Here is a 25,658-nt window from a genome sequence, read left to right as displayed (position 1 = left end):
AATAGAAAACTTCCTCTCATACTTCTAATGATTGATGGGTAAACTTGCAAACCAGTAAAGTTGTCCATCAGATTGCGTTAACCACCAACAATAAGTTAAAGAGTGCAATACAGCTTTAGCACAGAGCCTATAAGTACTCTTGCCACCTAGATACTTTTCAAAAATCCAAACTAAGCTTTCATCCTGATATTCATATACATTAGGCCAAGCTGCTGTCGCCAAATCGCCAATATCTAAAATACAAAAGCCAGCACAAGTTGAATCGCTTGCTTGACTAGGCCCCACATTTGAAACAATTTGAAATTCAAATGCTCGCCATATGAGCTGTTCTTCTAATACCTGTGCTTGTTGGTAACGCCATTGTCTCTGCTGTGATTGCTTTTGATTAAACTGATATGAAAGCGAAATAACAAATAGGAATAAAAGTAAGACAGGTAAGCTGATAAAAGCGAAAGTGACTTTTGGCTGTCGCATTAGCTCACCACAAAACGAATAATAAATTCACACTTAGGAAAAAAGCGCCAGACCTCCCCTCTGTAATTCATAAACTCTTGCTCAATTTCTTTTTCTGCTTGAGTACAAGTCTTCTCTTTAACAATTAACTCTATCCATAACCCCTTTAACTGTGAGACAAAATAAGTCCCATAATTAGTCGTCATGGTGTCAAAAGTGCCATCAGAGTCTATATCTAATAAAGGGTAAAATGATAAATAACGAACACCACTCCAGAGTTCAAGTGAGTTACCAGAGGCCTCTGGTGTGTGCCAGAAAGCGTCCTCTAACTTACCCGGTGCCAAATACCAAATAAAAGCCTGCTTTGATAACACAAAACCACTTCTACCTATCACATCTGAGTCATAGAATTTCACATCGGTACTGATATCACCTACCCGCTCTACAACACCTTGAGAAGACATATCACAGTTTGAAAAAATTATTTCATCTGCCCATTCACAGCCATAATTAATCGTTTGAGATAAATTCGATACTTCAACAGGATACGCGCATGTACCTATATGCGTGGCATTAAGCCAATCACTTTGAGCTAATACTGATTTATTATCTATACGCTCTGGTAAGGTCTGATCAGCAGCTCCAATAGTGAAAGTTAAGTCACTAGCGTTTCCACAAGCTCGCCAAAACATTGGCGCAAGCTGAGATTGAAAGTGGTCTATCACAGCAGCTTCTAATTCAATTCGTGATAACAAACGAAGCTTGGTATTAGTTTGTTGTCTTACATTGCTCAAAACAGGCAATAACAATTGCATTAATATCAGAAGTACAGCGAAGGAAACTGCAAGTTCAAACATCAAATAACCTGCAAAAGCATTAGCAGAAATCAAAGGTTTCACTCAGAAACTCCCAATATCTCCTCGCTTGGTAAAAACTCAATCACACCAATAGGCGCTATCCAATACAAAAACCAAGCATCTAAAGACGTATCCGTACAGGTTTCACACTCACTAAAACCGCCAGTATCAAGGCTTGCCTCAAGCCAGGTATAATCCTGCTTTAGTCGGCGCAAGGTTAATATCTGCTGTTCACGATAGGTTTTTTTAGTGGATAGCCTGAGCTCTGTCAGCTGCTCAAAATCATGCTCATTTTGCTGATTCAGCAAACCAATCACCAAGGCAAAAACAGCTAAACTCATTAAAGTTTCTATAAGAACCCAACCAGAAGAGCTTGAGTTATCGACTTTGTAAGTCTTTATGAAAGTATGATTCATTTGCATCCCTCAATGGACTCAGACAGTTCACTAACAGGATACAGGTAGAAACGACCACTTTGATTAACAACGATTCGCGCCATTAATCCAAACTGACACAAGTAAAAAGTGCCATTTTGATAACCAGAATAACCCGTATGATAAAAATCGATTTGTTGTTTTGTAGCAGGAAAACCAGACCAGATAATCGAAATGCCTGAAGGAAATAAATGATAAGTTTTAATCATACCCTCAGATTGAATAAACCAACCTTTTGACCAATCTCCTTCACATTCTTGATCTTGGTAATCACCAGCACAAAGAGAAATTGTCTGCCTAGCTTGCACAGCATATTGACGGGCTATGGTTAACCCACGCGCCAAACTTTGTTGAGCAGATGATAGTTTTTCATAATCCGTTTGACTAAACCAACCGAGTAAACTTGAGCCAACAAGCTGCTTTGCTAACAGAATTAAAATGGCGAGTACGACTAGGACCTCAACTAAAGTAAAGGCCTGAATATCGCACTTAGATTTTAAAGACACAGGAAACCTCCTTGTTTCCAACGTTTTAAAACTAAGATAAGTCTTACTAAATTACAGCTAGACTTATAAATAAGTACTTCTAATAAGGAAGCTTTTTTACCCTAAAGTGAGAAGCACTATGAGTCAATCTACATTTAAAGTGAAACAGTCAATATCAAATCAAGCTATTGATCTCACTCAATTTTAAGTCTTTCTATTTATTCAGAAGCAAACCATTTATTCATTTTCTTCGCTATTTGCCTTGGCTTTTGAAAGGGCAAAGAATGATCACAACCAGATAAAACTTCAAAAGCCCAGCCAGAATGTTGCTGGGCAAGTAGGTCATAATGCTGCTTTAAAGCAACATGACTTAAATCACCGGCAAGCAATAAGGTGGGTGGGGCAAGTTTTAATAGATCCGCTCTCAAATCATGCGTATCAAGTTGAACATAATCGGTTACTGCATCCAACGCATAAGAGAAGCCATCCGCCCTGTACGCTAAACGGGATTGAGTCGTTGCTTCTGCAATGGGATGTTTACGTCTATTTGGCGCGACACTGTCAACAAAGTGAGCAATACCCTGCTCCACATCACCCGTTTCTCTAATCGTTTCAGCGGCTTTTTTATAATTCTCTCTCAAGGCAAGCAATTCTTTATTGTCTTCTCTATCTAAACTTGCAGGCTCTAATAAACACATTTTGGTAATGGTTAAATCTAGTTTTTTTCCGGCTTGATGCTCTTGAGCCAGCAACTGGTTAAGTTTGAGTGAAACAAGGCCTCCTAATGAATAGCCAACCAAGTCAAAATGTTTTAACTCTAAATGCTCTATTAACTGCCACACTTCTTGTGTCAGAGTATCGATAGAAACAGCCTCTTCGCCTTGATGATGCGCGTAGGTATCACCCATACCTTTTAAATCAGGCACGATGATTCTGTGCCAACTTGATAGGTGTTCCATGATTGCAGACCAAGTAATTTCTCCTCCCACTCCAGCCCCATGAATAAAGACACCGGTACGCTGGGCAGAAACATTAGGGTTTTCATAAACTCGATAGGCAAGCTTAGTATTAGCAAGGTTAAGATAAAAAACTTGGGACAATGGGAATATTCCTTTGTGAATGACGTTCAAGTGATACCACTGATGAGCGAGAGTCGATACAATAGCGTTTTTTCTTGTTTCGATATTATTATGACAGATATTAAGCTTGTAAATCTTCCTTACCTAGAAGAACTCTTTCACCTTTACCCTTTTTATCGAGATCTACCACAACCTATACTGTTAGATAGTAACCACCCTAACTTTCCTGACACAAAATGTGACATTCTAGTTGCAGACCCTTTAGCTAAACTTAGTGCGCACCTAAATGACACACAATGTCAGCTTGAATGGCGTGACCTGCCCTTATTTGATCTAGATGGCACCTTACCCGTTATGGAAGGCATCGAAAGCATCATAAATAAAGCATGTCAGTTTGACTGGGCAAAACAAGCAGACGAAGAGCTTCCTTTCACTGGCGGCCTTGTGGGCTATTTTGGTTACGATGGCGGCCACTTTGTTGAGAGCTTGCCCAACACAGTGACGCATGATGTTAACCTACCTATCATTCAAGCTGGTCTTTATGGCTGGGCAATCATCAGTCTACATGCATCTAAACAAACCTTTTTAATGTTCACCCCTTGGTGTGAGGAAGAAGAAATTAATGGAATCTTAGATCGCCATAAAAGCTTTGAACAGGCGCAAGCCAATCTAGAGGCTAACAGCACATCAAGCCTAGACCTAGCAGGGCAATCAGAGACAAAGTTTGAGCTGAAACATAAGTTTGAATCAAACATGGAAGCCAATGAGTACGCAACCAAGTTTGAAAAAGTCATGCAATATATTCAGGCTGGTGACTGCTATCAGGTCAATTTAGCTCAACGCTTTAGCAGCCAATACCTTGGTGATACGCTACAGGCTTACCAAAGTCTACGAAAAAGCTGCCCTACGCCGTTTTCAGCCTATATGGAAATCGATAAACTGGGTAGCATTCTCAGCCATTCACCAGAACGTTTCCTGCAAGTTGATCAAGGTAAAGTTGAATCAAAGCCAATAAAAGGCACACGAGCTAGAGGTAAAACACCAGCAGAAGACGAAGCATTGGCACAAGAATTGCTAAATTCTACTAAGGATAAAGCAGAAAACTTGATGATAGTCGATTTGCTACGTAACGACATGGGAAGAACTTGTGATACAGGGTCAATTAAAGTACCTAAGCTATTTGCCCTAGAAACTTACCCAAATGTCCATCATCTTGTTTCAACTATTACTGGCAGCATCCAAGAAAAGCATAAACACTTTAATGTATTTAGACATAGCTTTCCGGGTGGCTCAATAACAGGCGCACCAAAAATTAGAGCCATGCAAATCATAGATGAGCTGGAGCCACATGAGCGTTCAGTTTACTGTGGATCGATTGCATACTTCAGTTTAAACGGGCAAATGGATTCGAGCATCACGATTAGAAGCTTGGTTGCTGATAAAGAAAATATACACTGTTGGGCCGGAGGCGGCCTTGTTGCCGACTCAAAATGCGAAGAAGAATTTCGTGAAACTTTCACAAAAGTGAAGCGTTTGACCCATACTTTGGAAACAGAATTTCTAAGTTAAGGGATACTATGAAGGATGTAGAAACATTTTTGGCTTCCCCTGCGATCTCTCCCAGTATCGAAGAGATCTCACGGGCGCTCGATAGTAAATTTTACACACCTGACGTTCAGAACCCAGATCAGAAATTAGCACCAAGCGAATACGATCTAACCTTTAAACCTGCCTCTGTACTATTGCCTATTTGGCATTCGCCCACAGCAGGTTTACAAGTACTATTAACTCAAAGAGCTAAGCATATGCGTAACCATCCGGGGCAAATTGCCTTCCCGGGTGGTCAAATGGATGCCACAGATGCCACAGTTATTGCCACAGCATTAAGAGAAACAGAAGAGGAAGTGGGTCTAAAACCACAAAACTTTAATGTTATTGGCCAGTTAGGTGATTATTTCACCACATCAGGTTTTTGTGTGAGCCCAGTCATTGCTGAAGTAACCAAACTCACTCCTATTATGATTTGTTATGATGAAGTTGAGTCAGCCTATTGGGTTCCTTTAGATTATTTACTCAACCCAAAAAACTTTAAGTTTGAGCACAGAATACTCGCTGACAAACCAAGAGGTTTTTTTGAAGTGACTTATGAGAATATTCATATATGGGGTGTCACCGCTGGCATTCTATATTGCCTATACCAAGCCCTCACTAATGAGCACTAATTGCACCCTGCTCTGATAAATAAAAATCATTCTCACAGTTAATCCAAGAAAGCATAAGGTTAGTGTGCTTTCTTATTTCATTAGCGTGTCACATCTTGCTATGGTTGCGCTAAAAGAGGCTAACCATTTTAGGCACAATACATGACATCATTTGATTTAGATGCTTTTACTCAAGCAAACACGGAAGATGCGGCACAAAAAATTATTCACAACGCATTAAAAGAGTTCGACAACATTGCTATTTCCTTTAGTGGCGCTGAAGATGTTGTTCTAATTGATATGGCTGTAAAGGCAAAAAAAGACATTCAGGTATTTTCACTTGATACTGGACGTTTACACCCTGAAACTTATCGCTTTATCGAGCAAGTTAGAAAACATTATAAACTTAAAATCGATATCCTAAGCCCTGATCGTGAAGAGCTAGAAGCCTTTACCCGTGAAAAGGGATTATTTAGCTTTTTCGATGACGGTCATAAAGAATGCTGCGGTATTCGTAAAGTCGCCCCTCTACGTAAAAAGTTACATACACTTGATGCATGGATCACAGGCCAGCGAAAAGATCAAAGCCATGGCACACGAACTCAACTTGCTATCGCGGAACTGGATGACGCATTTAGCTTAGAAGATAAGCCTTTGTACAAGTTTAACCCTCTTGCCAATTGGTCATCTGAAGATGTCTGGAACTATATCAAGATGTTTGATGTACCTTACAACGAGCTACATGCAAAAGGTTACATCAGCATTGGGTGCGAGCCTTGTACCCGCCCTGTACTTCCTAATCAGCATGAAAGAGAAGGTCGCTGGTGGTGGGAAGAATCTGAGCACAAAGAGTGTGGCCTACACGCTTCAAACCTTATCCCAGTAAACAATCAATAAAACATCTAACGTTATAAAGAGAAGCTTCATAGGCTTCTCTTTATAAGTTGCAGTGTTATCATAGAGCTTTGATAACAAAGAAGCCCTATGTACAAAATTCTTGTAAGTGCCTGCCTTGATGGTCACCCTGTGCGTTACGATGGCAAAGACAATGCTTTACCCTCTCTGATTTGGAAAAAGTGGCAGGAAGAAGGACGCCTTATAAGCGTATGTCCTGAAGTAGCTGGAGGGCTTAGCACGCCAAGAGCCGCTGCAGAAATCATCTCAGATAAAGAATCAAGCAACTATCTTGAAGTCATGACCATTGAGGGTGAAACAGTTACCCAAGCATTTAGACATGGCGCTCAACTGGCTTGTGATCTCGCAGTCAAAGAAGAGATTAAACTTGCTATTTTAAAAGCTAACAGCCCCTCTTGCGGAAATGAAGAAGTTTATAATGGCCAATTTTCAGGCACAAAAATACCTGGCCAAGGCATTACCGCCGAGGCACTTAACAAACTTCAAATCAAAGTCTTTAATGAAAATCAGTTAGAACAAGCTGAGCAATACCTTAACCGACTTGAGCAAGAACACTTATCTATCTAAGCAGTCTGCGGCCAACGAGTCATAAGATCTAGATACTCCTTTTCTAAATCCTGAGCATGCTGATACAGGGTTTTACCTGCTACAGTCAATTCGATTTTACGACCATGACGAATCAACAATACTCGTCCAAGCTCTTGCTCTAACTTTTGAATATGCTGACTAACTGCTGGTTGAGTTATGCCTAGTGAACGTGCTGTTTGGGTAAAACTTTCTTGTTCCACCAAAAGTTTAAACGTAATTAAATGTTGGCTGTTTAACACGGCGTCATCCATAAGATTTCAAATATAAGCTCAAATTATGGCAGCTCTATTTACAACGAACATTGACCTAAATCGTCTTTTCGTGAAAGATGAAGACTAACCGCCTAAATCCTTAGCGAGGAGATCCTAAAGTGGCTGATTCTGAACAGCAGAATATGTTCAATGTATGGCAAGAACGTCAATCAGGTCCGGTTGAGTCAAGAGATAATGACTATCGAACCCCCTACCAAAGAGATAGGGCGAGAATCATTCACAGCGCAGCCTTTAGACGCCTACAATCAAAAACCCAAATACTCGCCATACGACAAAATGACTATAGTCGCACTAGGTTGACCCACTCTTTAGAAGTCGCTCAAATTGGTAATGGCTTAGTACACCACTTACGAAGTGCCAATTCTAGCCAAGCTGAATTTCAGACTTGGCTACCTGATGAATCTTTAATAGAAACCATTTGTTTAAGTCATGATATTGGTCACCCTCCTTTCGGCCATGGTGGAGAAGTGGCACTAAATTATCTCATGACTGAACATGGAGGCTTTGAAGGTAACGCCCAATCTTTGCGTATTCTAGGAAAACGTGGCTCCTACTCTCTTGAATACGGTATGGATGTTACCCGTCGAAGTTTATTAGGCATTTTAAAATACCCTGTGGCTCATCAAGATGTCGTAGGCAAGTATGAGGGCAAGCAAGCCTCTTTCCGTCAGTTCAAAGCTGAACTTTGGGCACCACCAAAATGTGTTTACAATGATGAGAAAGATTTACTTGACTGGATTTTAGCTCCCTTTTCTCAATCAGACAGGGACACCTTTAAGCAAGTAAAGAAACTACCTGACAGTCGGCACGCAAAGTCATGCCACTCAGGATTTGATACCAGCATTATGGACCTTGCAGATGATATTGCTTATGGGGTCCATGACCTTGAAGATGCTATCGTGCTAGGCATGGTAACTTTGAGCATGTGGCAGCAACATCTAGAGCCTAAGCTGTTAGAAGCAAACTGCCCCACCCTTACTGATAATATTACAATGATACGAGACAAGCTCTTTAGTGGAAAAAGCCACTTAAGAAAAGATGCTATAGGCTTTCTTGTCAGCCATTTCATCACCTCTTGTCAGATAGTTGAAAACTCAGATTTTGAACACCCTTTACTCAAGTTCCAAGCTAAGCTCCCTAACCCTGAAGCAACAGCACTTAGCGCATTAAAAGAGTTTGAGATGAAACATATTATTTTTAAACCAGAGGTACAAATGCTGGTTTATAAAGGACAGCAAATGTTGCTTGAAATGTTTGAAGCTCTTAGCGCTGATCCGCAAAGACTCTTGCCACAAGATCTTGCGGTTGAATGGTTAGAAGCCGAAGAGCAAAGCCAGAATGGCCATAGAATTATCTGTGATTACATGGCATCTATGACTGATGATTATGCCAGTCGACTTTATAACAAACTCTTTGTGCCTAGCCTTGGCTCTGTATTTGAACCTATGTAACTAACCCATTCATTACTCTCATTTAATCAGTACAAAAAAAGGGCCACAGGCCCTTTTTTTAAAATAACAGACTATCTCGTTTAGCTCTCTAAATCCTCAACATCTAAATACTTACCCAGAAGGCAAATATCGAATTGCTGACTCGCAACTTTAGCCGCTTTGGGCAATAAGCCCCACTCTTCAAAACCGTGTAAATTAAACAAAGCCAAGCTGGATTTATTTTGTTGAAAAACAAATGCCATTAGGTGAGAAACGCCTAATAACGTCATATCTTTTTCTAGCCTTTTTAATAAGGCTTTACCTATTCCTCGCCTATGGTTGTCAGGGCAAACATAAACACCCACTTCAACACAATCTGAAAAGGTAGGTAATCCGTGAAAATCATCTACATTTGCCCAGCCAAGCACGGTATTTTCGTACTCAAACACCCAAAAAGGACGCTCTAGATGCCCAGCTTCTAACCAGTCAAGAACATCTAAAAGCTGAATAGGCGTTAAATGCCCAGTAGCAAATCCAGTTTCAATTGCCTGATTATAGATAGACAAGATAGCAGGGGCATCTTCCAACTCAGCGAGTCGAATATGCCCCTGCTGAGATAGGTTCACAACTAGCCTTGCTCTAACAAACGACGAAGATCAATGATGGCAGCATTAGCACGTGAGATATAAGATGCCATTACCAGTGAGTGGTTCGCTAGCATCCCAAAACCACTACCATTCAATATCATTGGCGACCAAACAGTTGCCTGGCTTGCCTCTAGCTCACGAATAATCTGACGAAGACTTACAAGGGCATTCTTGTCTTGCAGAGTAAAGACAAAGTCAACCTCAACGGCTCTCAACATATGAATCAGTGCCCAACTCGCACCTCTTGCCTCATAAAATACATCATCAATTTTAAGCCAAGGTGTTTTTACTTTTTGCTGAGTCATTTCTTGGGTAGATTGTTGTGCATTGGCATCACCAGCTAAATCTGTATTTTCACGTGTCTGAGCAACACTGGCAGATAAACGTTGAGATAAACTTCCTAAACGCGTCTCAACATCTTGCAACCAGTTTTGTAAATTATCAGAACGAGCATAAAACTGAGCACCGCCTTCACCACGTACTGCTAGTCTATCCAGATACTTTAACAACTCTTCATTACCACGCTGATATTCACTTTCACTAGAAGGAAGCGCCCAGCTATTGTGATCAAAGTTAAATTGCGGCTCTACAATTTTGAGGTTTTGGTCTTCTGTAGACTGAGATTGAGAACGACTAAAATCTTTACGTAATGCACGAGACAAGTCACGTACTTGTACCAGAACACCAAACTCCCAAGCAGGAATATTATCAATAAAAACACCGGGCGGAGTGATGTCATTACTTAAAAAGCCACCCGGTTTTTCAAGCAAAATATCAACCAAGGTATACAAGGTATTTGTTGTGGTATAACCCACCACAAGCTTTTTACTATTATTAAGATAGCCTCTTTGCTCCGCTTGCTGTTTTGCCGCTGACACAACATCGAACTGATCAGGTTCATTACTCCAATAAATACCGAGAGCAGTCCATACAAGACACAAAACACCCACAAGTATGGCGACCCACTTCCCCACACTAGACAGTCGTCCAGCTCCCTGCAAAAAAGACAACTTATCTGCGAATTTCATCATGTTAAATACACCTTAACCTTGTTTAACTTCAATCATATGTTGTGCACGACAATATATCATTCCTCGCACACGAAAATCTTCCGTACGGCTATTGATAATGCGATAAAGCAATCTCGCCTCTTTATCATTCGGCCAAAAGATCTCGATATTAAGTTGATCTTTTTCAATTCTATCAATAATTGGTTGTAACTTTTGAATTACAAGCGCTTCAGGCAAACTAAACAAGTTCTGCGGCAAATAAAATTTAGTTTGCAAACTTTTTGACTGTTTCTGATCATTTTTAGTCGTTTTTGATGTCCTTTTTATACCTGCGCGCCAATCCTTAATTTCTTGCTTTGTTTGCTTTATTAAAGGGTTTGCCTCATCTACAAAACTTGCCGCGGCAAGATATTTATTGGCATTTCTCGTTTGCCCCTGCTTAGCCTTATCCAATGCCCAAGCTGTGTAATAACGGACAATTTCTTTAATCCCAGTTTGAGCTGCAAGGTTATCAGGTTCTCGACCTAAAGCGGCCTGAAAATAAAGGTTAGCGTTATCTTCTTCTGGTGTAAGTAGCTTTTGTTGCGCTAATGCTGTTTCACCTCTTTCTAATAAGCTTAGGGTTATAGGGTCTAACGAGACAGGCGCTTCATCTAGTTTAGTTGCGATAACTTTCGGTTTCTCGACTACTGCAACCTCTTCACCCACTTTTTCCAGCTGCATTAGACTATCTATTTGCTCAACATCTACAGCCTGCTTCAAACTAACATTAGTGATAAAGCCTGAATTATCACTAACATTTTCGGACACAATAGCCTCAGAAGCATTATTTTGTGCTGCATTTGCTTGTGTGGTTGAAACAGATTGGCAAGCACTCAATAATAAAACTAAAAATACCGCCAGCAATGATTTCAAACGTCTCTCCCCCTAACTTTCATAAAAAGTCATATTATTGGCAACTAATTTCACAATCACGTGTCTGACACGTTAACATTAGCCCGTTTCAGATTTTAGCATCACTATACAGATGGATTTTATGCGATACCTTACCCTGCTTATTTTATTCTTAACCAGTGCATCATTGCACGCATTGGATTTAAAACTTCCATTTAATTCAAAAAATGAATTTTTACCCGTACAAGAAGCTTTTCAGTTTAGTTTTAGTCCAAAGGAAAATAACCAAGTTGAGGTGATGTGGGACATTGCTGACGGCTACTACCTTTATCAGCACCAATTTAAACTAGTTGATCAAAGTGAATTAAATAGCCAAATTCGCTTCGAACCTTTTTCACAAGGCTTAGATAAAACTGATCCTTATTTTGGCGATGTGATAGTTTATCGAGACAAATTCAAAGCGACGCTTGTTTACGATGAAAATTTACCTGCAGGCACATTAATTAAAACGCAAGTTAAGTATCAAGGTTGTGCGGATAAAGGACTTTGCTATCCTCCTCAATCCTTACCTATTGAAGTAACAGTTACAAACAGTCAAGCAACACCCTCTATCTCCCCAGCCTTGAGTCTAGACCCGGCTTTGCCTGCACCCTCTCAAACTAGCGAAATTATCAATCTGATTCAAAGCGGTAGCAGTCTTACTATTATAATGACTCTCTTTGGTTTAGGCCTTCTTCTCTCATTAACACCTTGTGTTTTACCTATGGTGCCTATTGTTTCTGCCATTGTAGTTGGCTCGCAGAAAAAACCTTGGCAAGGTGTTTATTATACCCTTTTATATATTCTTGCCATGGCATCTACCTATGCGGCGTTAGGTGCAATTGCTGGCTTTTTTGGTACCAAATACAATATCCAAGCTTATTTACAAAGCCCGATAGTACTCATGATTAGCGCGAGTATCTTTGTTTTATTATCACTTGCCATGTTCGGTATTTTTGACTTAAAGCTCCCTTCCAGCTTACAGAACAAATTAGAGAATCTAGGCAATAGTAACGGCAAACACAAAAGCATCAGTGTCATCATCACAGGTATCGTCGCAACGTTAATCGTGTCGCCCTGCGTATCTGCACCTTTAGCCGGGATTATTTTATATGTCAGCGCTCAAGCAGACCCTCTTTACGGTGCAGGACTTATGTTTGTATTAGCGCTGGGGATGGCTACACCTTTATTATTGGTTGCACTTTTTGGACGCAAAATTTTACCTCGTGCAGGCGAATGGCTAAATGATATTAAAGCTCTCATGGGTTTTGCACTATTAGGTGTAGCAATCTGGTTGGTTAGTCGCCTAAACCTAGGCCATTACGAATTAATTCTATGGAGTGTTTTCTTTGCTTTTTTGGGTGCTTATTTTCTCATGCGCTACCAGCTTAACAAACACAATGTTTTACGCTTAGGCCTAGGTATCATCACGCTTATGATAGCGCTAATACAAGCTATTGGTGGAGCATCAGGAGGTAGAAACGCTTTAGCACCACTGCACCATTTAACCTTGAATCAAACAATCACTAAAGCAGACGCTAAAGAATTAGACTTTACCGACATTTATTCTCTTGAAGAATTAAACAAAATTATTGCCAATAACCCAAAAGGTAAGCCTATCATGCTCGACTTTTACGCCGACTGGTGTATTAGCTGCATAGTCATGGAAGAAGAAATATTTTTAGCACCAGATGTTGTCCCTCTACTAAATCAATTCACCCTAGTCAGAGCGGATGTCACAGACAACTCAGCCGATAACAAAGCGCTTCTTCAAGCTTTTTCTTTATATGGGCCTCCAAGTGTTTTGTTTTTCACTGACACAGGTAAGCATTTAAAAGACATAGCTTTGGTTGGTGAACCAAGCAAGAAAGAAGTCGTAGATCGACTAAATTATAGCTTGAAGCAAAATCAGTAACGCAAAAACCAAGTAAAAAGTTTACTAAAGAACAAAAAGCAAACAAGAAAAACAAATTATGTGTTTTTTCCCGAAGAACTAGACAAATTCCTGCTTTTTAACGATAATTTCACGTCAATTATCAATTAAGGGAAAAGTGTATGGCGTCATTTTTAGTGCTAAATGGTCCTAACCTAAATTTGTTAGGTACTCGTGAACCAGAGATTTACGGATCAACAACACTAGCTGACGTAGAAAAAACACTGACTCAACAAGCTCAAAATGCGGGACACTCGTTGGACTTTATGCAATCCAACGCTGAACACGACATCATTAATCGAATCCATGATGCTCGCGGGGCCGTAGACTTTATCATTATTAACCCTGCTGCCTTTACCCACACCAGTGTCGCCATTCGTGATGCTATTTTAGCGATTGATACACCTTTTATAGAAGTTCACCTTTCTAATGTTCATGCCCGAGAACCTTTTAGACATCACTCTTATTTTAATGATGTCGCTAAAGCAGTCATTTGTGGCCTTGGCACCAAAGGGTATGAATATGCACTAGATTTCGCTATGACTTATTGCACTCAGGATAAGCATGGCTAGCGTTCGCGCTCATAATTAACACCAAAAGGCTTAGACTTTTTGGAAAAATAAACACAGACAGAAGAGACCAAACATGGACATTCGTAAAATCAAAAAATTGATCGAACTATTGGAAGAATCCAATGTATACGAAATCGAAATTAAAGAAGGCGAAGAAGCAGTACGCATCAGCCGTGGTGGTGCAACACCTGTAGCTTACGCTGCACCAGCACCTGTTGCGGCTCCAGCTGCAGCAGCACCTGCCCCAGCGGCGGCACCTGCTGCAATCGCTCCAGCAGCAGCGCCAGAAGTATCAGGCCATGCCGTTAAATCTCCTATGGTTGGTACTCACTACAGATCTCCAGCGCCAGGCTCTAAAGCTTTTGTTGAGGTTGGCCAAAAAGTAAATGCTGGTGATACTATTTGTATCGTTGAAGCAATGAAAATGATGAACCAAATCGAAGCTGACAAGTCAGGTACTATCGGTGCCATCCTTGTTGAAGACGGCGAAGCAGTTGAATTCGACCAACCGCTTGTAACTATCGTTTAATTACTTCAATAGGTCCTATCATGCTTGATAAAGTCTTGATTGCTAACCGCGGTGAAATTGCATTGCGTATTTTACGTGCATGTAAAGAACTCGGTATCAAAACAGTGGCTGTCCACTCTAAAATTGACAGCGATTTGCTTCACGTTCGTTTGGCTGATGAGTCAATCTGTATCGGCCCAAACCCATCAGCACAAAGCTATCTAAACATTCCAGCTATCATTAGTGCTGCTGAAGTAACAAACAGTACAGCTATTCACCCAGGCTACGGCTTTTTAGCTGAAAACGCTGACTTTGCAGAGCAAGTTGAAAACTCTGGCTTCGCTTTCATTGGCCCAAAAGCTGAAACCATTCGTCTTATGGGTGACAAGGTTTCTGCCATTGTTGCTATGCGTAAAGCAGGTGTTCCGACTGTTCCTGGCTCTAACGGCCCAGTACCAACAGACGAAAGCGAATGTAAGCGTATTGCGCTAGAAATTGGCTACCCAGTTATCGTAAAAGCGGCTGCCGGTGGTGGTGGTCGTGGTATGCGTGTTGTACATGATGAAGCTAGCCTGCTTAAATCTATCAGTATTACTCAATCGGAAGCGGGTTCTTACTTTGGTGATAGCACGGTTTATATGGAGAAATTCCTTACAAACCCTCGCCACGTTGAAGTACAGGTTCTGGCAGATGGCCAAGGCAATGCTGTTCATCTTTATGACCGTGATTGCTCTTTGCAACGTCGTCACCAAAAAGTATTAGAAGAAGCGCCAGCGCCTCATCTTGATCCAGCTTCACGTGCAGCCTGTTTACAAGCTTGTGTTGACGCTTGTATTGAGATCAACTACCGCGGTGCAGGTACATTTGAATTCTTATATGAAGATGGCAGCTTCTACTTTATCGAAATGAACACTCGTGTTCAGGTAGAGCACCCAGTTACTGAAATGGTTACAGGTGTTGACATCGTTAAAGAACAGCTTCGCATAGCAAGTGGCTTAAAACTTTCTATCAAACAAGAAGATGTTGTACTAAATGGCCATGCGGTTGAATCTCGTATTAATGCGGAAGATTCTAAAACCTTCATGCCTAGCCCAGGTAAGATCAACTACTTCCATGCTCCTGGTGGCATGGGTGTTCGTGTTGACTCTCACATTTACAGTGGCTACTCAGTACCTCCTACCTATGACTCCATGATAGGTAAGATCATCTGTCATGCTGATGATAGAAGAACAGCACTCAAACGTTTATCTAATGCACTAGATGAAACCTTCATCGATGGCATCAGAACAAACATTGAACTGCAAAAAGAACTAGCGACAGACCCAAGCTTTATCGAAGGTGGTGTTAACATTCACTACCTTGAGAAGAAACTAGGTCTATAAACTTTTACTACACTTCATTTTGAGTAAAGGTTAAGCTAAGAATACGGCTCGACTATCCTAGATAGTTCGAGCCGTAATCATGTTTATCAAGCAGCTTTATTTAAACAAAATCAATATACGCACTCTTTCTGTTCTTTTATTATGTGATTAAACAGGAAGTTGATAATGCTATACCGCTTGATCAACAAAACCATTAGGTTGATATTTCACCTAACAAGCATAACAAACAGGAAAACACTATATGCCTTGGCTTCAAATCCGCGTTCAGAGCACGCCAGAACAAGTACCAGAATTAGAAGATCTTTTGCTCGGCTGTGGCGCTATGGTTGTTACATTTGAAGATGTAAATGATGACCCTGTTTATGAGCCAGAATTAAACACTACACCGCTTTGGAACCACACACGTGTTACCGGCCTCTTTGAAGCGGATGCTGATATAGAACAAATTCGCCCTCTGATCGATGAAAAAGCAGCAGAGCTTAAGACAGATTTAGCGACTAAAATCGAAATTTTAGAGGATAAGGACTGGGAACGTGAGTGGATGGATAGCTACCACCCTATTCAGTTTGGTGAACGTTTATGGGTATGCCCAAGCTGGCGAGAGATTCCTGACCCAGAAGCCGTTAACCTTATGTTAGACCCAGGCTTAGCTTTTGGTACAGGCACACACCCAACAACAGCACTTTGCCTTGAATGGTTAGATGGCCTAGATTGCCATAATAAAACCATTATAGATTATGGCTGCGGCTCAGGAATTTTAGGTATAGCTGGCCTGTTATTAGGGGCAAGCAATATGGTCGGTATTGATATTGACCCTCAAGCTGTTCAAGCCACTCAAGATAATGCTGAACGCAACAAGATTGATGCGAAACGCATTGAGGTAAAACTGCCACCTTATGAAAGTGACCTTCAAGCAGAGATTGTTGTAGCAAATATTCTAGCTGGCCCATTAGCCCAACTTGCTGACACTATTTCAGCACTTGTTGCTACGGGTGGCCAACTAGCTCTTTCAGGCATTTTATCAAACCAAGCCCAGGAAGTGATTGATGCTTACAGCCCTTGGTTTACAATTGAGTCAGTCGTTGAAAAAGAAGATTGGATCCGCATTGTCGCAACCAAGAACGCTTAACAAGACTCTATTGCTTACCATTCTCAAGATGGTAAGCAATATAAAAGAAAGGCTTTTGTTGACATAGGTTTGCCCAAATAAGCCATCCCTTTATTTTTAGGCAAAACTTTTTATTATTTTAATCGAGTAGACGAATCGCTTTATTATGCCAGACAGTATGATTACCCAATGCCCAAAATGCTCCACCGCTTTTCGAGTAAGTGCTGATGTACTGACTATGGCAAAAGGTAAAGTACGTTGTGGTCAGTGCTTCCACATCTTTGAAGCACAATCCCATGCTACACAAACATTGGATAGTACAGCATCAACATCAGACAAAACGCCAACGGCTAACAACAAAACAAAAAGTAAAAAAACGACAAAAGCAAAACCGAAAGAAGCGGCACCTAAAGGCCATAGTCCAAACTTATTTACCGCTGCGGATGATGACGACATAGTTAACCCTGATTGGTTAAACACTCTCATCTCTGATGATGACTTAGAAACACCTGATAACAGTAACAAAACCTCTGACTCAGCATCCGAGCAGCCATCAGAAGACAAAACACGCAAAGTTAACGCTAAGGTTTTAAAAGCCGAAAAAGAACCTGCGCCATGGGAGCTTGAACTTGCAGAACTTGAAGCAGCCCAAAGCCAAGCAAAAAGCAAAACCAGCACACAGGTTAAATCTACATTAAGCATGGATGATGATGACTTCTTCCTTGATGCTAAAACCTTAACCAGTCCACAAAAGCCACAAACTACAGCCTCAAGCAAACAAGCAGTCAACACAAGTGAAAGCCCCACAAAATCTGCGGCTGAACCAGAATATATGCAAGCACTTCAAGAGCTTGCTCAGTCTGTTTCTCAACAAGAAGGCAGCAACAGCAATCAAGGCCTACAATTTAACCATGATGTATCCCACAACTTAGGGGAACTAATGGATGATCCGGAGGATAACGGTGAAAGCAAACCAAAGCATACGTGGCGTTGGGCGCTTGCTTGTTTTGCTTTAATCATTATTAGCGCAGTGCAATTAATCGTCGTTAATTACGAGACTGGCAGCCGCTCAGCTTCTTTTCGACCTATCTATAATATTGTCTGCTCTTATTATGGCTGTGTGCTACCTATCTTTGAGGATGTGAAAGCCATTGATATCCAACATGTCAGAGTACAAAGCCATCCAACCAAAGAAAATGCATTAGTTGTTAATGCGATCATGACAAACCACAGCAATTTCTCACAACCTATGCCTAAGATAGCCATGGAGTTTTACGACTTAAATGGCAGCCCAGTTGCCGCTCGACTTTTCTCTCAAAAAGACTTTCTCGATAAAGACTTTTTAGACATTACCTATATGCCGCCGAAAACCCCTATTCATCTGGTTATTCCAATTGCAGATCCAGGTGCAACAGCGGTTACTCATAAGCTAAAAGTATATCGTGCAGAAACGCGTTCTTATTAGAATCAGCGCCTCCTTCTTATCTATTTAAGAGGGAGTGACAAAGCAAAACGCCTTACATCAGATAAAACTAATATTATTCTCCTCCCATCTTGTGCTCAAGCTGACGCACCAATCACCCTTTATATTCAGCGCAATTAAAACAAGACCAAAATTAACGCCTGACTCGAGCTAATTGTTTTAATAGACTTTTTAAACTAATAATCGAAAAAAGCACAAAAAACAGTCAATTTTATGCATGTCAAGACTTCAAAAATACCCTTGGCATAGGTATTATTCACGCCCGCTCGACGCTGTAACTGATCTTTAACAATACCGTACCAGTAAACAGGAATATCATGGCTTTCGCTATCGGTCCTTATTCTATTTCATCACCTGTAATTCTTGCCCCTATGGCAGGCATTACGGATATCCCTTTTCGTCGCCTTTGTCATCAACAAGGTGCCGGTCTAGTGGTATCTGAAATGGTTACATCTGATGTGAGATTGTGGAACACCAACAAAAGCCGTAATCGCCTCGTACATGATGCAGAAGTCTCACCAAGGTCAGTTCAAATTGCTGGCGGAGATGCTGACATGATGGCACAGGCAGCTCGTCAAAACATTGAACTTGGCGCCCAGATTATTGATATCAATATGGGGTGTCCAGCCAAAAAAGTATGTAATAAAGCAGCAGGTTCTGCTCTATTAAAAGACGAAGCTTTAGTCCGTGACATACTGGAAGCGGTAGTAGAAAGTGTCGATGCACCAGTGACGTTGAAAATTCGTACTGGCTGGAGTGAAGATCAAAAAAATGGTTTACGCATTGCTAGAATGGCAGAAGATATAGGCATCCAAGCCCTAGCAGTACATGGCCGCACTCGAGCATGTAAATTTCAAGGTAATGCTGAGTATGACACCATAGCAGAAATCAAACAGGCTCTCTCAATTCCTGTTTTTGCTAACGGTGACATTAATGATGCCCATAAAGCAAAATTCGTGAAAGATTATACTGGTGCTGATGGCATCATGATTGGACGCGCAGCTCAAGGCAGACCTTGGATTTTTCGAGAAGTCGCACACTTTTTAGAACACAATGAAGAACTTGCAGCGCCAACTTTAGATGAAGTAAAACAACTGGTACTTTCACACGTAGCAGCACTCCATCAATTTTATGGCGATTATTTAGGTGTTCGGATTGCGAGAAAGCATGTGGGTTGGTATCTACGTACTTTATCGGATCAGAGCACATTTAGAGCTGTTTTTAACCGTATTGATAATACGAGTGAACAGCTTGATAAATTAGAAGATTTTTTTGTCGGTCAATAGTCCTACAGAATTTGCACATAGTCGATAAAGCAAAAGTAGCGTCACCCATTTTTGCTTTGTTTGCTAGAAATTGGTTAGCTTTAAACTAAAAGGTTTTTCAGTGGTAGAACAAATTAACACTCAATCGTTTCAATCAACCTCTTCTGAACAGTCACATACACTGCGTGACAATGTCGATAGAGCGTTACAGAATTATTTTGCTCATCTTGATGGGCAACCCATTACTGACTTATATCAGTTAGTACTAGCAGAGGTAGAAGCACCTTTACTAGAGTCAGTAATGAGCTTCACGAAAGATAATCAGACTAAAGCGTCTGCTATTCTTGGCTTAAACCGAGGTACGCTGCGCAAAAAACTAAAGCAGTATGGCATGTTATAGTTTCCAAAAAAGGGCGTTTTCGACGCCCTTTTTTTGTTTTTCTACCCCGTTCTTTGGCTAAATAAATAATTGAGAAATCCACGATGGCAAATCAAAACCCAGTTACTCCGATTAAACGCGCACTAATCAGTGTTTCCGACAAATCAGGCATTGTTGCTTTTGCTGAGCAACTTGTTGCCCAAGGCGTTGAAATTCTGTCTACTGGCGGCACTTTCAAACTTTTAACAGAATCAAATGTTAAAGCGACCGAAGTGTCTGATTACACAGGCTTCCCTGAAATGATGGACGGCCGTGTAAAAACCTTACACCCTAAGATTCATGGCGGTATTCTTGGTCGCCGTGATCTTGATAAAAACATCATGTCAGAGCATGGCATTGATGAAATCGATATGGTGATTGTGAACCTATATCCTTTTGAGGCAACTATTGAGCGCCCTGATTGTGATTTACCTATGGCAATAGAGAACATCGACATTGGTGGTCCAACCATGGTTCGCTCTGCGGCTAAAAACCATAAAGACGTTGCTATCGTTGTTAATCCGAATGACTATGAAGGCATTCTTACTAGCCTAAAAGAAAATGGCGGCCTTAGTTACGAACAACGCTTTGACCTAGCTGTACAAGCATTTGAGCATACCTCTCATTATGATGGCGCCATTGCTAACTTCTTAGGCAAAAAAGTATCTGGTGGCAGCGAAGACTTTGCTCGTACTTTTAACTTGCAGTTCAACAAGCAAGAAGAAATGCGTTACGGCGAGAACCCTCATCAAAAAGCCGCTTTCTATGTTGAAGCTAATCCACAAGAAGCGTCTATTAGCACAGCAAAACAAATTCAAGGCAAGGCACTGTCTTACAACAACATCGCCGATACTGATGCAGCACTTGAGTGCGTAAAAAGCTTTACAACGCCAGCTTGCGTTATCGTTAAGCACGCCAACCCATGTGGCGTCGCTACTGCTGAAAGCCAACTAGCAGCGTATGACAAAGCTTTTGAAACGGATCCTACCTCTGCTTTTGGCGGCATCATTGCTTTCAACCAAGAGTTGGATGCAGAAACTGCAAAAGCCATTGTAGATCGCCAATTCGTTGAAGTAATCATTGCCCCTAGTGTCAGCGCTGAAGCCGCTGAAATCGTTAGTGCGAAACAAAATGTTCGCCTTCTTAGCTGTGGTCAATGGCAAGCGGATAAACCAGCTGCACTTGATTACAAGCGTGTTAATGGCGGTTTATTGGTTCAAGATCGTGACGATGGCAACATCACACTAGCAGACCTTAAAGTCGTTTCTAAACGCCAGCCAAGTGAAACAGAACTAAATGATCTTTTATTTGCGTGGAAAGTTGCTAAGTTTGTTAAATCCAATGCCATTGTTTACGCTAAAGCAGGCCAAACAATTGGTGTGGGCGCAGGCCAAATGAGTCGCGTTTATAGCGCTAAAATTGCAGGCATTAAAGCGGCTGACGAAAATCTACAAGTTGAAGGTTCTGTGATGGCATCTGATGCCTTCTTCCCTTTCCGTGACGGTATTGATGCTGCCGCTGCCGCAGGTATTTCTGCAGTTATCCAACCAGGTGGCTCTATGCGTGATGAAGAAGTTATAGCTGCAGCAGATGAAGCTGGCATGGCGATGGTCTTTACTGGCATGCGTCACTTCCGCCACTAAGCCAAACAAAATTAATTAACATTGTGATAGCAGGTGGTGTAAAGCACCATCTGCAAACTCAAGGAGAAACTCCATGCAAGTATTAGTTATTGGTAATGGCGGTCGCGAACACGCTCTGGCTTGGAAAGTCGCAGAAGCAGAAGACATCACTAAAGTGTTTGTTGCTCCTGGAAACGCTGGCACAGCACTAGAAAACAAAGTAGAAAATATTGACATTGGTGTTACTGACACTGACGCATTGGTTGCTTTTGCATTAGAAAACAAAATTGACCTTACGATTGTTGGCCCTGAAGCACCACTTGTTATTGGCGTAGTCGATGCATTTGAAAAAGCTGGCTTGGCTATTTTTGGCCCGACAGCGGCAGCAGCACAGCTTGAAGGCTCAAAAGCCTTTACCAAAGACTTCTTAGCACGTCACAACATTCCGACTGCAGCTTATGGCAACTTTACTCAAATTGACGAAGCTGTCGCTTATATCAAGCAACAGGGTGCACCAATTGTTGTTAAAGCCGACGGTTTAGCAGCAGGTAAAGGTGTTATCTTAGCGCAAACAGAAGCTGAAGCGATCGCTGCGGTTGAAGACATGCTACAGGGCAACAGCTTTGGCGATGCTGGTAGTCGTGTCGTTATTGAAGAGTTTTTAACCGGCGAAGAAGCCAGCTTTATCTGCATGGTAGATGGTGAAACGGTTCTACCTCTTGCCTCTAGCCAAGACCATAAAGCACGTGATAATGGCGACCTTGGTCCAAACACTGGCGGCATGGGTGCGTATTCTCCAGCCCCTGTTGTTACCCCTGAAATTCATGATCGCATCATGAACGAAGTCATTATGCCAACCGTAAAAGGCATGAATGCCGAAGGCAATCGCTACCGTGGTTTCTTGTATGCAGGCGTGATGGTTGCCGCTGATGGCACACCAAAAACACTTGAATATAATTGCCGTTTTGGTGATCCTGAAACACAGCCTATTTTAATGCGTTTACGTTCCAACCTAACTGAGCTTTGTTTAGCCGCTATCAATGGCAAACTAGATCAAGTGTCTGCTGATTGGGACCCTAGAGCCAGCGTAGGCGTAGTACTTGCTGCCGGTGGTTACCCTGAAGCTTACGCTAAAGGTGATACTATTTCTGGTCACGATGCACAGCTTCCTAGCCATCAAAAAATATTCCACGCTGGCACACGCCAACAAGATGGTAATGTTGTGACTAATGGTGGCCGTGTTCTATGTGCAGTTTCTCTAGGTGATACTGTTTCACAAGCACAAGCTGCCGCTTATGACGTTGTAAACAAAGTAAGCTGGGACAAGGTTTACTTTAGAACAGACATTGCTCACAGAGCGATTAAGCGCGAACAATCAAACTAGTTTGAAAAAGTGTTCATAGCTTAATTAAGCACAAAAAAAACCGTGGCCTCAAAGTCACGGTTTTTTTATATCTTGACTAAACCCTACTACTTCTTAAGTTGCTCAGCTTTTTTATCTAACCAACGTCTTAACAATCGACCTAATTCCAATAGTATCAAGCCAAAAATAACGCCTCCCATCCAATCAAGCGCTAATAAAAAGCCTAGCGCGGACAGCAAACCATACCCGTATAATAAATTTGTTCTCAGTGACGGCTTTGTAGCACGGGTAAACCAAGTAATCGCCAGTAAGGCAAAACAAAAATATAAATAATACTCAAGCAAAATCGGATATAGCATTTAATCCCCTATCTAGTTAATAATATGGCTTTGACAACTCTTGTTCATGGACTAACACAGTGATCATTCGACTCTGCATTGTATTTCTTTTGTTTTTATCAAATCAGGCATTTGCGCAATTTGAAGTCAGCTTGTTAGATAACCGTAATTCCCGTGTTGATATTGGTTTAGTAGGTGATTACCTACATGACCCTTCTGGTCAATTAAATCTCGCTCAACTCATGAATGAGAAATATAGCTCGCAATTTTTACCTATCAATAAAAGCTTTATGCAATTCGGCCTCAATGAAGGCAACATTTGGATTCGAGCCAAACTTGCAATACACCTAACTGAACAAAACAGTCTCGCACTTCAAGTCCAAGCGCCTAGACTGCAAATTCTCGATATCTATATGCCCCATCTAAGCATAGCTTTTCCCATTGCAGAACTGGGGGAGTTACGCCCTTATAGTAATAGACCACTTAACCATCCTCACTATTTAGTACCGTTTCCTACCCGAAACCCACCTATTACTAATGTGTATATTAAGCTGGCTTCCAGTACACCCATTAATGCTCAAATTGACATTTTACCACTCAATGATATCGCCAGTGACTTTCAGGTTGAGTCCTTAATTACCGGAATCTTAATTGGTATTATCGTATTACTAATGGCGGCAAATATTTTATTCTTTTCCTTTTCCCGTAACCCCATGTATCTATTTTACAGCATGTTACTGGCGGGGATGATTATCTTACATCTCTCTTTACATGGCTACCTGATCCAGCTTTTCCCCAATAGTATTGGCATTCAAATACGAAGCTATAATTTTGCAGCACTCTTCTCAGCGATGGCTTTGGTATTTTTCTCTCGTTATTACCTTGATAGTAAAAACACCTTACCGAAAATTGATAAATTTTTAGTTGCCTTAGGCATAACAAATGGCGCTCTCGCTCTACTCTATAGCTTGGCACCAGATAGGTTTAGTATCTTCCTCTTATCAACAGCGACGGTGACAACAGTAACCAGCTTAACCATTTTAAGTATTATCGCTAGCTTCAAGCACATTCCATATTCAGGCTATTACTTAGCCGCTCGCCTCTTGCTCTTTATTGGCCATAGTTTTTGGATACTAACCATGTATGGCATTCTTGCTAGCCCTACCTTCTTTATTTGGGGATTAATGGTCACGGTTATATTAGAGGGCTTAATTCACTTTGTTGCCATGCTACTAAAGCTCAACTCACTCAATGGCAGCCGCATTGAAAAAAGCAATTTTCATGACTCTCAGTTATTCGACTTTGTGAATGACTTGGCCTCAAGAATGCGCCGCCAGACCAATATTATCAGCGGAGCCTTTAACGAAAAGGACAAACTCAATACTGACTTATCATCAGATAACAAAGATACCGCCTTACTTGCGAACCGCAATTTAGAGAACATGCTAGAAAGGTTAGATAACCTTGGGCAAATGAACACCAACCTCAAAGATACATCAAGTGACTTTGCTGACATTGATACTCTAATTGATGAGACGCTAAATTTATTCCATGAAATAGATCAAGACGGTGTCTTAGTTGAGATTAATACAGCTAATACTCAAGCCTACGAGCAAATTGACCAAGGTAAAAAGATCCAACATTTACTCTTAACATTATTGTTAGAACTAAAGCATTATGGAGATAAGGCATTAACTATCACCTTAAAAAAATTGGATGATAACAGAGACAACCTAAGTCATTTAGATATCAGCATCTCCCCTTTACCAAGACGCTTTACCCAACTACAGGACCATCTACTTAATCTTGGCCTAGGTTATGTGGAGTTTTTACTAAGCAGCATGCATGGAAAAATGAGCATTTCGGGCGATAAACAGCAAAGACGCCTTAATATACATTTTCCTGCCAGATACCGAATTCAAAGCCGCCTACCTGACAATGACCTTATTTACGCTTGTCAGTTGTTTATCATGGGGAATGATTCAATTGCTTGCCAAAAGCTATTAAGCTTATTACAGTCTTGGCCAATTAATATTATACAAATTAAGAACATCAGTGAGCTCTCATCACTACAGCCAGCTCAAGCAGATAAGAAGGTTATAAATTTGGTTGTATTGTTTGAACACGATGGCTACATACCACAGCTTGTTGTTCGCCAGATAAAACCACTACTAAGATTAGAAGATCAGTGCTTACTGGTAAGTGACAATGTTAAAATGCCCAAAGATTTTGCTCTTACCTTAGGTTTTGATGAGCTAATACACACACTAGAGCTGCCCCAGCAGCTTAAACACACCATTACCCGACTCACAGCAAAAGGTTTACGCTTACAAAAAGCAACCCTGCTCTAAGTCAAGATGAA

At 41.1% G+C, this 25,658-nt stretch carries 26 protein-coding genes; 16 read left to right on the top strand and 10 right to left on the bottom strand.

Translation table 11 applies throughout. The features are described from left to right. Positions 1-24: 24 nt before the first annotated feature. The 5 genes from OA91_RS12050 to OA91_RS12030 all read right to left on the bottom strand — a co-directional run bounded on the left by OA91_RS12050 (position 25) and on the right by OA91_RS12030 (position 3,329). On the bottom strand, positions 25-474 hold the full coding sequence (locus OA91_RS12050; RefSeq protein WP_063338656.1) for a hypothetical protein: 450 nt from the start codon (positions 472-474) through the stop codon (positions 25-27). Further along, complete coding sequence (locus OA91_RS12045; protein WP_063338655.1) at positions 474-1,352, bottom strand: hypothetical protein; 879 nt, start codon at positions 1,350-1,352, stop codon at positions 474-476. The genes OA91_RS12050 and OA91_RS12045 overlap by 1 nt, the downstream gene beginning before the upstream one ends. Next, a complete protein-coding gene (locus OA91_RS12040; RefSeq protein WP_063338654.1) occupies positions 1,349-1,726 on the bottom strand; it encodes a hypothetical protein in 378 nt (125 codons plus the stop codon). The genes OA91_RS12045 and OA91_RS12040 overlap by 4 nt, the downstream gene beginning before the upstream one ends. Then, a complete protein-coding gene (locus tag OA91_RS12035) occupies positions 1,723-2,250 on the bottom strand; it encodes a GspH/FimT family protein (RefSeq protein ID WP_046016788.1) in 528 nt (175 codons plus the stop codon). Before OA91_RS12035 ends, OA91_RS12040 begins: the two co-directional genes overlap by 4 nt. A 197-nt stretch (positions 2,251-2,447) precedes the next feature. Next, on the bottom strand, positions 2,448-3,329 hold the full coding sequence (locus OA91_RS12030; protein ID WP_063338653.1) for an alpha/beta fold hydrolase: 882 nt from the start codon (positions 3,327-3,329) through the stop codon (positions 2,448-2,450). Between the two features lie 90 nt (positions 3,330-3,419). On the opposite strand from OA91_RS12030, the gene pabB reads away from it, so the two are divergent. The 4 genes from pabB to OA91_RS12010 all read left to right on the top strand — a co-directional run bounded on the left by pabB (position 3,420) and on the right by OA91_RS12010 (position 6,991). Beyond that, positions 3,420-4,877: an aminodeoxychorismate synthase component I gene (gene pabB, locus OA91_RS12025; protein ID WP_063338765.1), complete on the top strand. Its 1,458-nt coding sequence runs from the start codon at positions 3,420-3,422 to the stop codon at positions 4,875-4,877. A gap of 8 nt (positions 4,878-4,885) precedes the next feature. After that, positions 4,886-5,530, top strand: coding sequence for a CoA pyrophosphatase (locus OA91_RS12020; RefSeq protein ID WP_046016786.1), 645 nt, complete (start codon positions 4,886-4,888; stop codon positions 5,528-5,530). 141 nt (positions 5,531-5,671) lie between these two features. Continuing rightward, entirely contained in the window at positions 5,672-6,406 is a 735-nt protein-coding gene (locus tag OA91_RS12015) for a phosphoadenylyl-sulfate reductase (protein WP_063338652.1), read from the top strand. 87 nt (positions 6,407-6,493) lie between these two features. Next, a complete protein-coding gene (locus tag OA91_RS12010; RefSeq protein WP_063338651.1) occupies positions 6,494-6,991 on the top strand; it encodes a DUF523 domain-containing protein in 498 nt (165 codons plus the stop codon). Here the strand turns inward: OA91_RS12010 and OA91_RS12005 are convergent. Next, on the bottom strand, positions 6,988-7,263 hold the full coding sequence (locus tag OA91_RS12005) for a LysR family transcriptional regulator (protein ID WP_052702046.1): 276 nt from the start codon (positions 7,261-7,263) through the stop codon (positions 6,988-6,990). The two genes, OA91_RS12010 and OA91_RS12005, sit on opposite strands and share 4 nt — an antisense overlap. A 119-nt stretch (positions 7,264-7,382) precedes the next feature. Here OA91_RS12005 and OA91_RS12000 point away from each other — a divergent pair, with 119 nt between their 5' ends. Beyond that, positions 7,383-8,735, top strand: a complete 1,353-nt coding sequence (locus tag OA91_RS12000; RefSeq protein ID WP_231870367.1) for an anti-phage deoxyguanosine triphosphatase — start codon at positions 7,383-7,385, stop codon at positions 8,733-8,735. A gap of 80 nt (positions 8,736-8,815) precedes the next feature. Here OA91_RS12000 and OA91_RS11995 read toward each other — a convergent pair whose 3' ends face one another. Genes OA91_RS11995 through OA91_RS11985 form a run of 3 tightly spaced genes read right to left on the bottom strand, consistent with a single transcriptional unit; the run spans position 8,816 to position 11,286 of the window. Further along, entirely contained in the window at positions 8,816-9,340 is a 525-nt protein-coding gene (locus OA91_RS11995) for a GNAT family N-acetyltransferase (protein ID WP_063338650.1), read from the bottom strand. Positions 9,341-9,342: 2 nt separating this feature from the next. Continuing rightward, a complete protein-coding gene (locus tag OA91_RS11990; RefSeq protein ID WP_063338649.1) occupies positions 9,343-10,392 on the bottom strand; it encodes a DUF2333 family protein in 1,050 nt (349 codons plus the stop codon). 12 nt (positions 10,393-10,404) lie between these two features. Beyond that, complete coding sequence (locus OA91_RS11985; RefSeq protein ID WP_063338648.1) at positions 10,405-11,286, bottom strand: hypothetical protein; 882 nt, start codon at positions 11,284-11,286, stop codon at positions 10,405-10,407. Positions 11,287-11,407: 121 nt separating this feature from the next. Here OA91_RS11985 and dsbD point away from each other — a divergent pair, with 121 nt between their 5' ends. From dsbD to purD, 10 genes are all read left to right on the top strand, one after another. Beyond that, positions 11,408-13,219 carry a protein-disulfide reductase DsbD gene (dsbD, locus tag OA91_RS11980; RefSeq protein WP_063338647.1) on the top strand — a complete coding sequence of 604 codons (1,812 nt, stop codon included), beginning with the start codon at positions 11,408-11,410 and terminating at the stop codon, positions 13,217-13,219. Positions 13,220-13,359: 140 nt separating this feature from the next. Further along, the gene (gene aroQ / locus OA91_RS11975; RefSeq protein WP_046016780.1) at positions 13,360-13,809 is read left to right on the top strand and encodes a type II 3-dehydroquinate dehydratase; all 450 of its coding nucleotides are present in this window, start codon (positions 13,360-13,362) and stop codon (positions 13,807-13,809) included. 73 nt (positions 13,810-13,882) lie between these two features. Beyond that, positions 13,883-14,338 (top strand): acetyl-CoA carboxylase biotin carboxyl carrier protein, encoded by a 456-nt coding sequence (gene accB / locus OA91_RS11970; RefSeq protein ID WP_063338646.1) that lies wholly within the window; start codon positions 13,883-13,885, stop codon positions 14,336-14,338. A 20-nt stretch (positions 14,339-14,358) separates the two neighbouring features. Continuing rightward, positions 14,359-15,699 (top strand): acetyl-CoA carboxylase biotin carboxylase subunit, encoded by a 1,341-nt coding sequence (gene accC, locus OA91_RS11965; RefSeq protein ID WP_063338645.1) that lies wholly within the window; start codon positions 14,359-14,361, stop codon positions 15,697-15,699. Positions 15,700-15,940: 241 nt separating this feature from the next. Beyond that, positions 15,941-16,828, top strand: a complete 888-nt coding sequence (prmA, locus tag OA91_RS11960; protein WP_063338644.1) for a 50S ribosomal protein L11 methyltransferase — start codon at positions 15,941-15,943, stop codon at positions 16,826-16,828. Positions 16,829-16,973: 145 nt separating this feature from the next. Next, positions 16,974-18,272 (top strand): zinc-ribbon and DUF3426 domain-containing protein, encoded by a 1,299-nt coding sequence (locus tag OA91_RS11955; protein ID WP_063338643.1) that lies wholly within the window; start codon positions 16,974-16,976, stop codon positions 18,270-18,272. A gap of 335 nt (positions 18,273-18,607) precedes the next feature. Then, positions 18,608-19,576, top strand: a complete 969-nt coding sequence (gene dusB, locus OA91_RS11950) for a tRNA dihydrouridine synthase DusB (RefSeq protein ID WP_197477801.1) — start codon at positions 18,608-18,610, stop codon at positions 19,574-19,576. Between the two features lie 100 nt (positions 19,577-19,676). Further along, entirely contained in the window at positions 19,677-19,955 is a 279-nt protein-coding gene (fis, locus tag OA91_RS11945; protein ID WP_046016774.1) for a DNA-binding transcriptional regulator Fis, read from the top strand. A gap of 83 nt (positions 19,956-20,038) precedes the next feature. Continuing rightward, positions 20,039-21,616 carry a bifunctional phosphoribosylaminoimidazolecarboxamide formyltransferase/IMP cyclohydrolase gene (gene purH / locus OA91_RS11940; RefSeq protein WP_063338641.1) on the top strand — a complete coding sequence of 526 codons (1,578 nt, stop codon included), beginning with the start codon at positions 20,039-20,041 and terminating at the stop codon, positions 21,614-21,616. A 73-nt stretch (positions 21,617-21,689) separates the two neighbouring features. Beyond that, positions 21,690-22,979: a phosphoribosylamine--glycine ligase gene (gene purD / locus OA91_RS11935; protein ID WP_063338640.1), complete on the top strand. Its 1,290-nt coding sequence runs from the start codon at positions 21,690-21,692 to the stop codon at positions 22,977-22,979. A gap of 86 nt (positions 22,980-23,065) precedes the next feature. Here purD and OA91_RS11930 read toward each other — a convergent pair whose 3' ends face one another. Next, entirely contained in the window at positions 23,066-23,317 is a 252-nt protein-coding gene (locus tag OA91_RS11930) for a hypothetical protein (RefSeq protein WP_063338639.1), read from the bottom strand. Positions 23,318-23,376: 59 nt separating this feature from the next. Here OA91_RS11930 and OA91_RS11925 point away from each other — a divergent pair, with 59 nt between their 5' ends. Then, the gene (locus tag OA91_RS11925; RefSeq protein ID WP_063338638.1) at positions 23,377-25,647 is read left to right on the top strand and encodes a 7TMR-DISM family protein; all 2,271 of its coding nucleotides are present in this window, start codon (positions 23,377-23,379) and stop codon (positions 25,645-25,647) included. Positions 25,648-25,658: the final 11 nt, after the last annotated feature.

It is taken from the genome of Marinomonas sp. SBI8L (assembly GCF_001624705.1).
Lineage (GTDB): Bacteria > Pseudomonadota > Gammaproteobacteria > Pseudomonadales > Marinomonadaceae > Marinomonas.
This window is presented reverse-complemented; position numbering and strand designations above follow the sequence as displayed.

Bases quoted from the DNA above. Each gene is read 5' to 3' on its own strand.
- OA91_RS12050 (WP_063338656.1), bottom strand. From the start codon at position 474: ATGCGACAGCCAAAAGTCACTTTCGCTTTTATCAGCTTACCTGTCTTA.
- OA91_RS12040 (WP_063338654.1), bottom strand. From the start codon at position 1,726: ATGAATCATACTTTCATAAAGACTTACAAAGTCGATAACTCAAGCTCT.
- pabB (WP_063338765.1), top strand. From the start codon at position 3,420: ATGACAGATATTAAGCTTGTAAATCTTCCTTACCTAGAAGAACTCTTT.
- OA91_RS12020 (WP_046016786.1), top strand. From the start codon at position 4,886: ATGAAGGATGTAGAAACATTTTTGGCTTCCCCTGCGATCTCTCCCAGT.
- OA91_RS12015 (WP_063338652.1), top strand. From the start codon at position 5,672: ATGACATCATTTGATTTAGATGCTTTTACTCAAGCAAACACGGAAGAT.
- OA91_RS12010 (WP_063338651.1), top strand. From the start codon at position 6,494: ATGTACAAAATTCTTGTAAGTGCCTGCCTTGATGGTCACCCTGTGCGT.
- OA91_RS12005 (WP_052702046.1), bottom strand. From the start codon at position 7,263: ATGGATGACGCCGTGTTAAACAGCCAACATTTAATTACGTTTAAACTT.
- OA91_RS11990 (WP_063338649.1), bottom strand. From the start codon at position 10,392: ATGATGAAATTCGCAGATAAGTTGTCTTTTTTGCAGGGAGCTGGACGA.
- dsbD (WP_063338647.1), top strand. From the start codon at position 11,408: ATGCGATACCTTACCCTGCTTATTTTATTCTTAACCAGTGCATCATTG.
- aroQ (WP_046016780.1), top strand. From the start codon at position 13,360: ATGGCGTCATTTTTAGTGCTAAATGGTCCTAACCTAAATTTGTTAGGT.
- accB (WP_063338646.1), top strand. From the start codon at position 13,883: ATGGACATTCGTAAAATCAAAAAATTGATCGAACTATTGGAAGAATCC.
- accC (WP_063338645.1), top strand. From the start codon at position 14,359: ATGCTTGATAAAGTCTTGATTGCTAACCGCGGTGAAATTGCATTGCGT.
- prmA (WP_063338644.1), top strand. From the start codon at position 15,941: ATGCCTTGGCTTCAAATCCGCGTTCAGAGCACGCCAGAACAAGTACCA.
- OA91_RS11955 (WP_063338643.1), top strand. From the start codon at position 16,974: ATGCCAGACAGTATGATTACCCAATGCCCAAAATGCTCCACCGCTTTT.
- dusB (WP_197477801.1), top strand. From the start codon at position 18,608: ATGGCTTTCGCTATCGGTCCTTATTCTATTTCATCACCTGTAATTCTT.
- purH (WP_063338641.1), top strand. From the start codon at position 20,039: ATGGCAAATCAAAACCCAGTTACTCCGATTAAACGCGCACTAATCAGT.
- purD (WP_063338640.1), top strand. From the start codon at position 21,690: ATGCAAGTATTAGTTATTGGTAATGGCGGTCGCGAACACGCTCTGGCT.
- OA91_RS11930 (WP_063338639.1), bottom strand. From the start codon at position 23,317: ATGCTATATCCGATTTTGCTTGAGTATTATTTATATTTTTGTTTTGCC.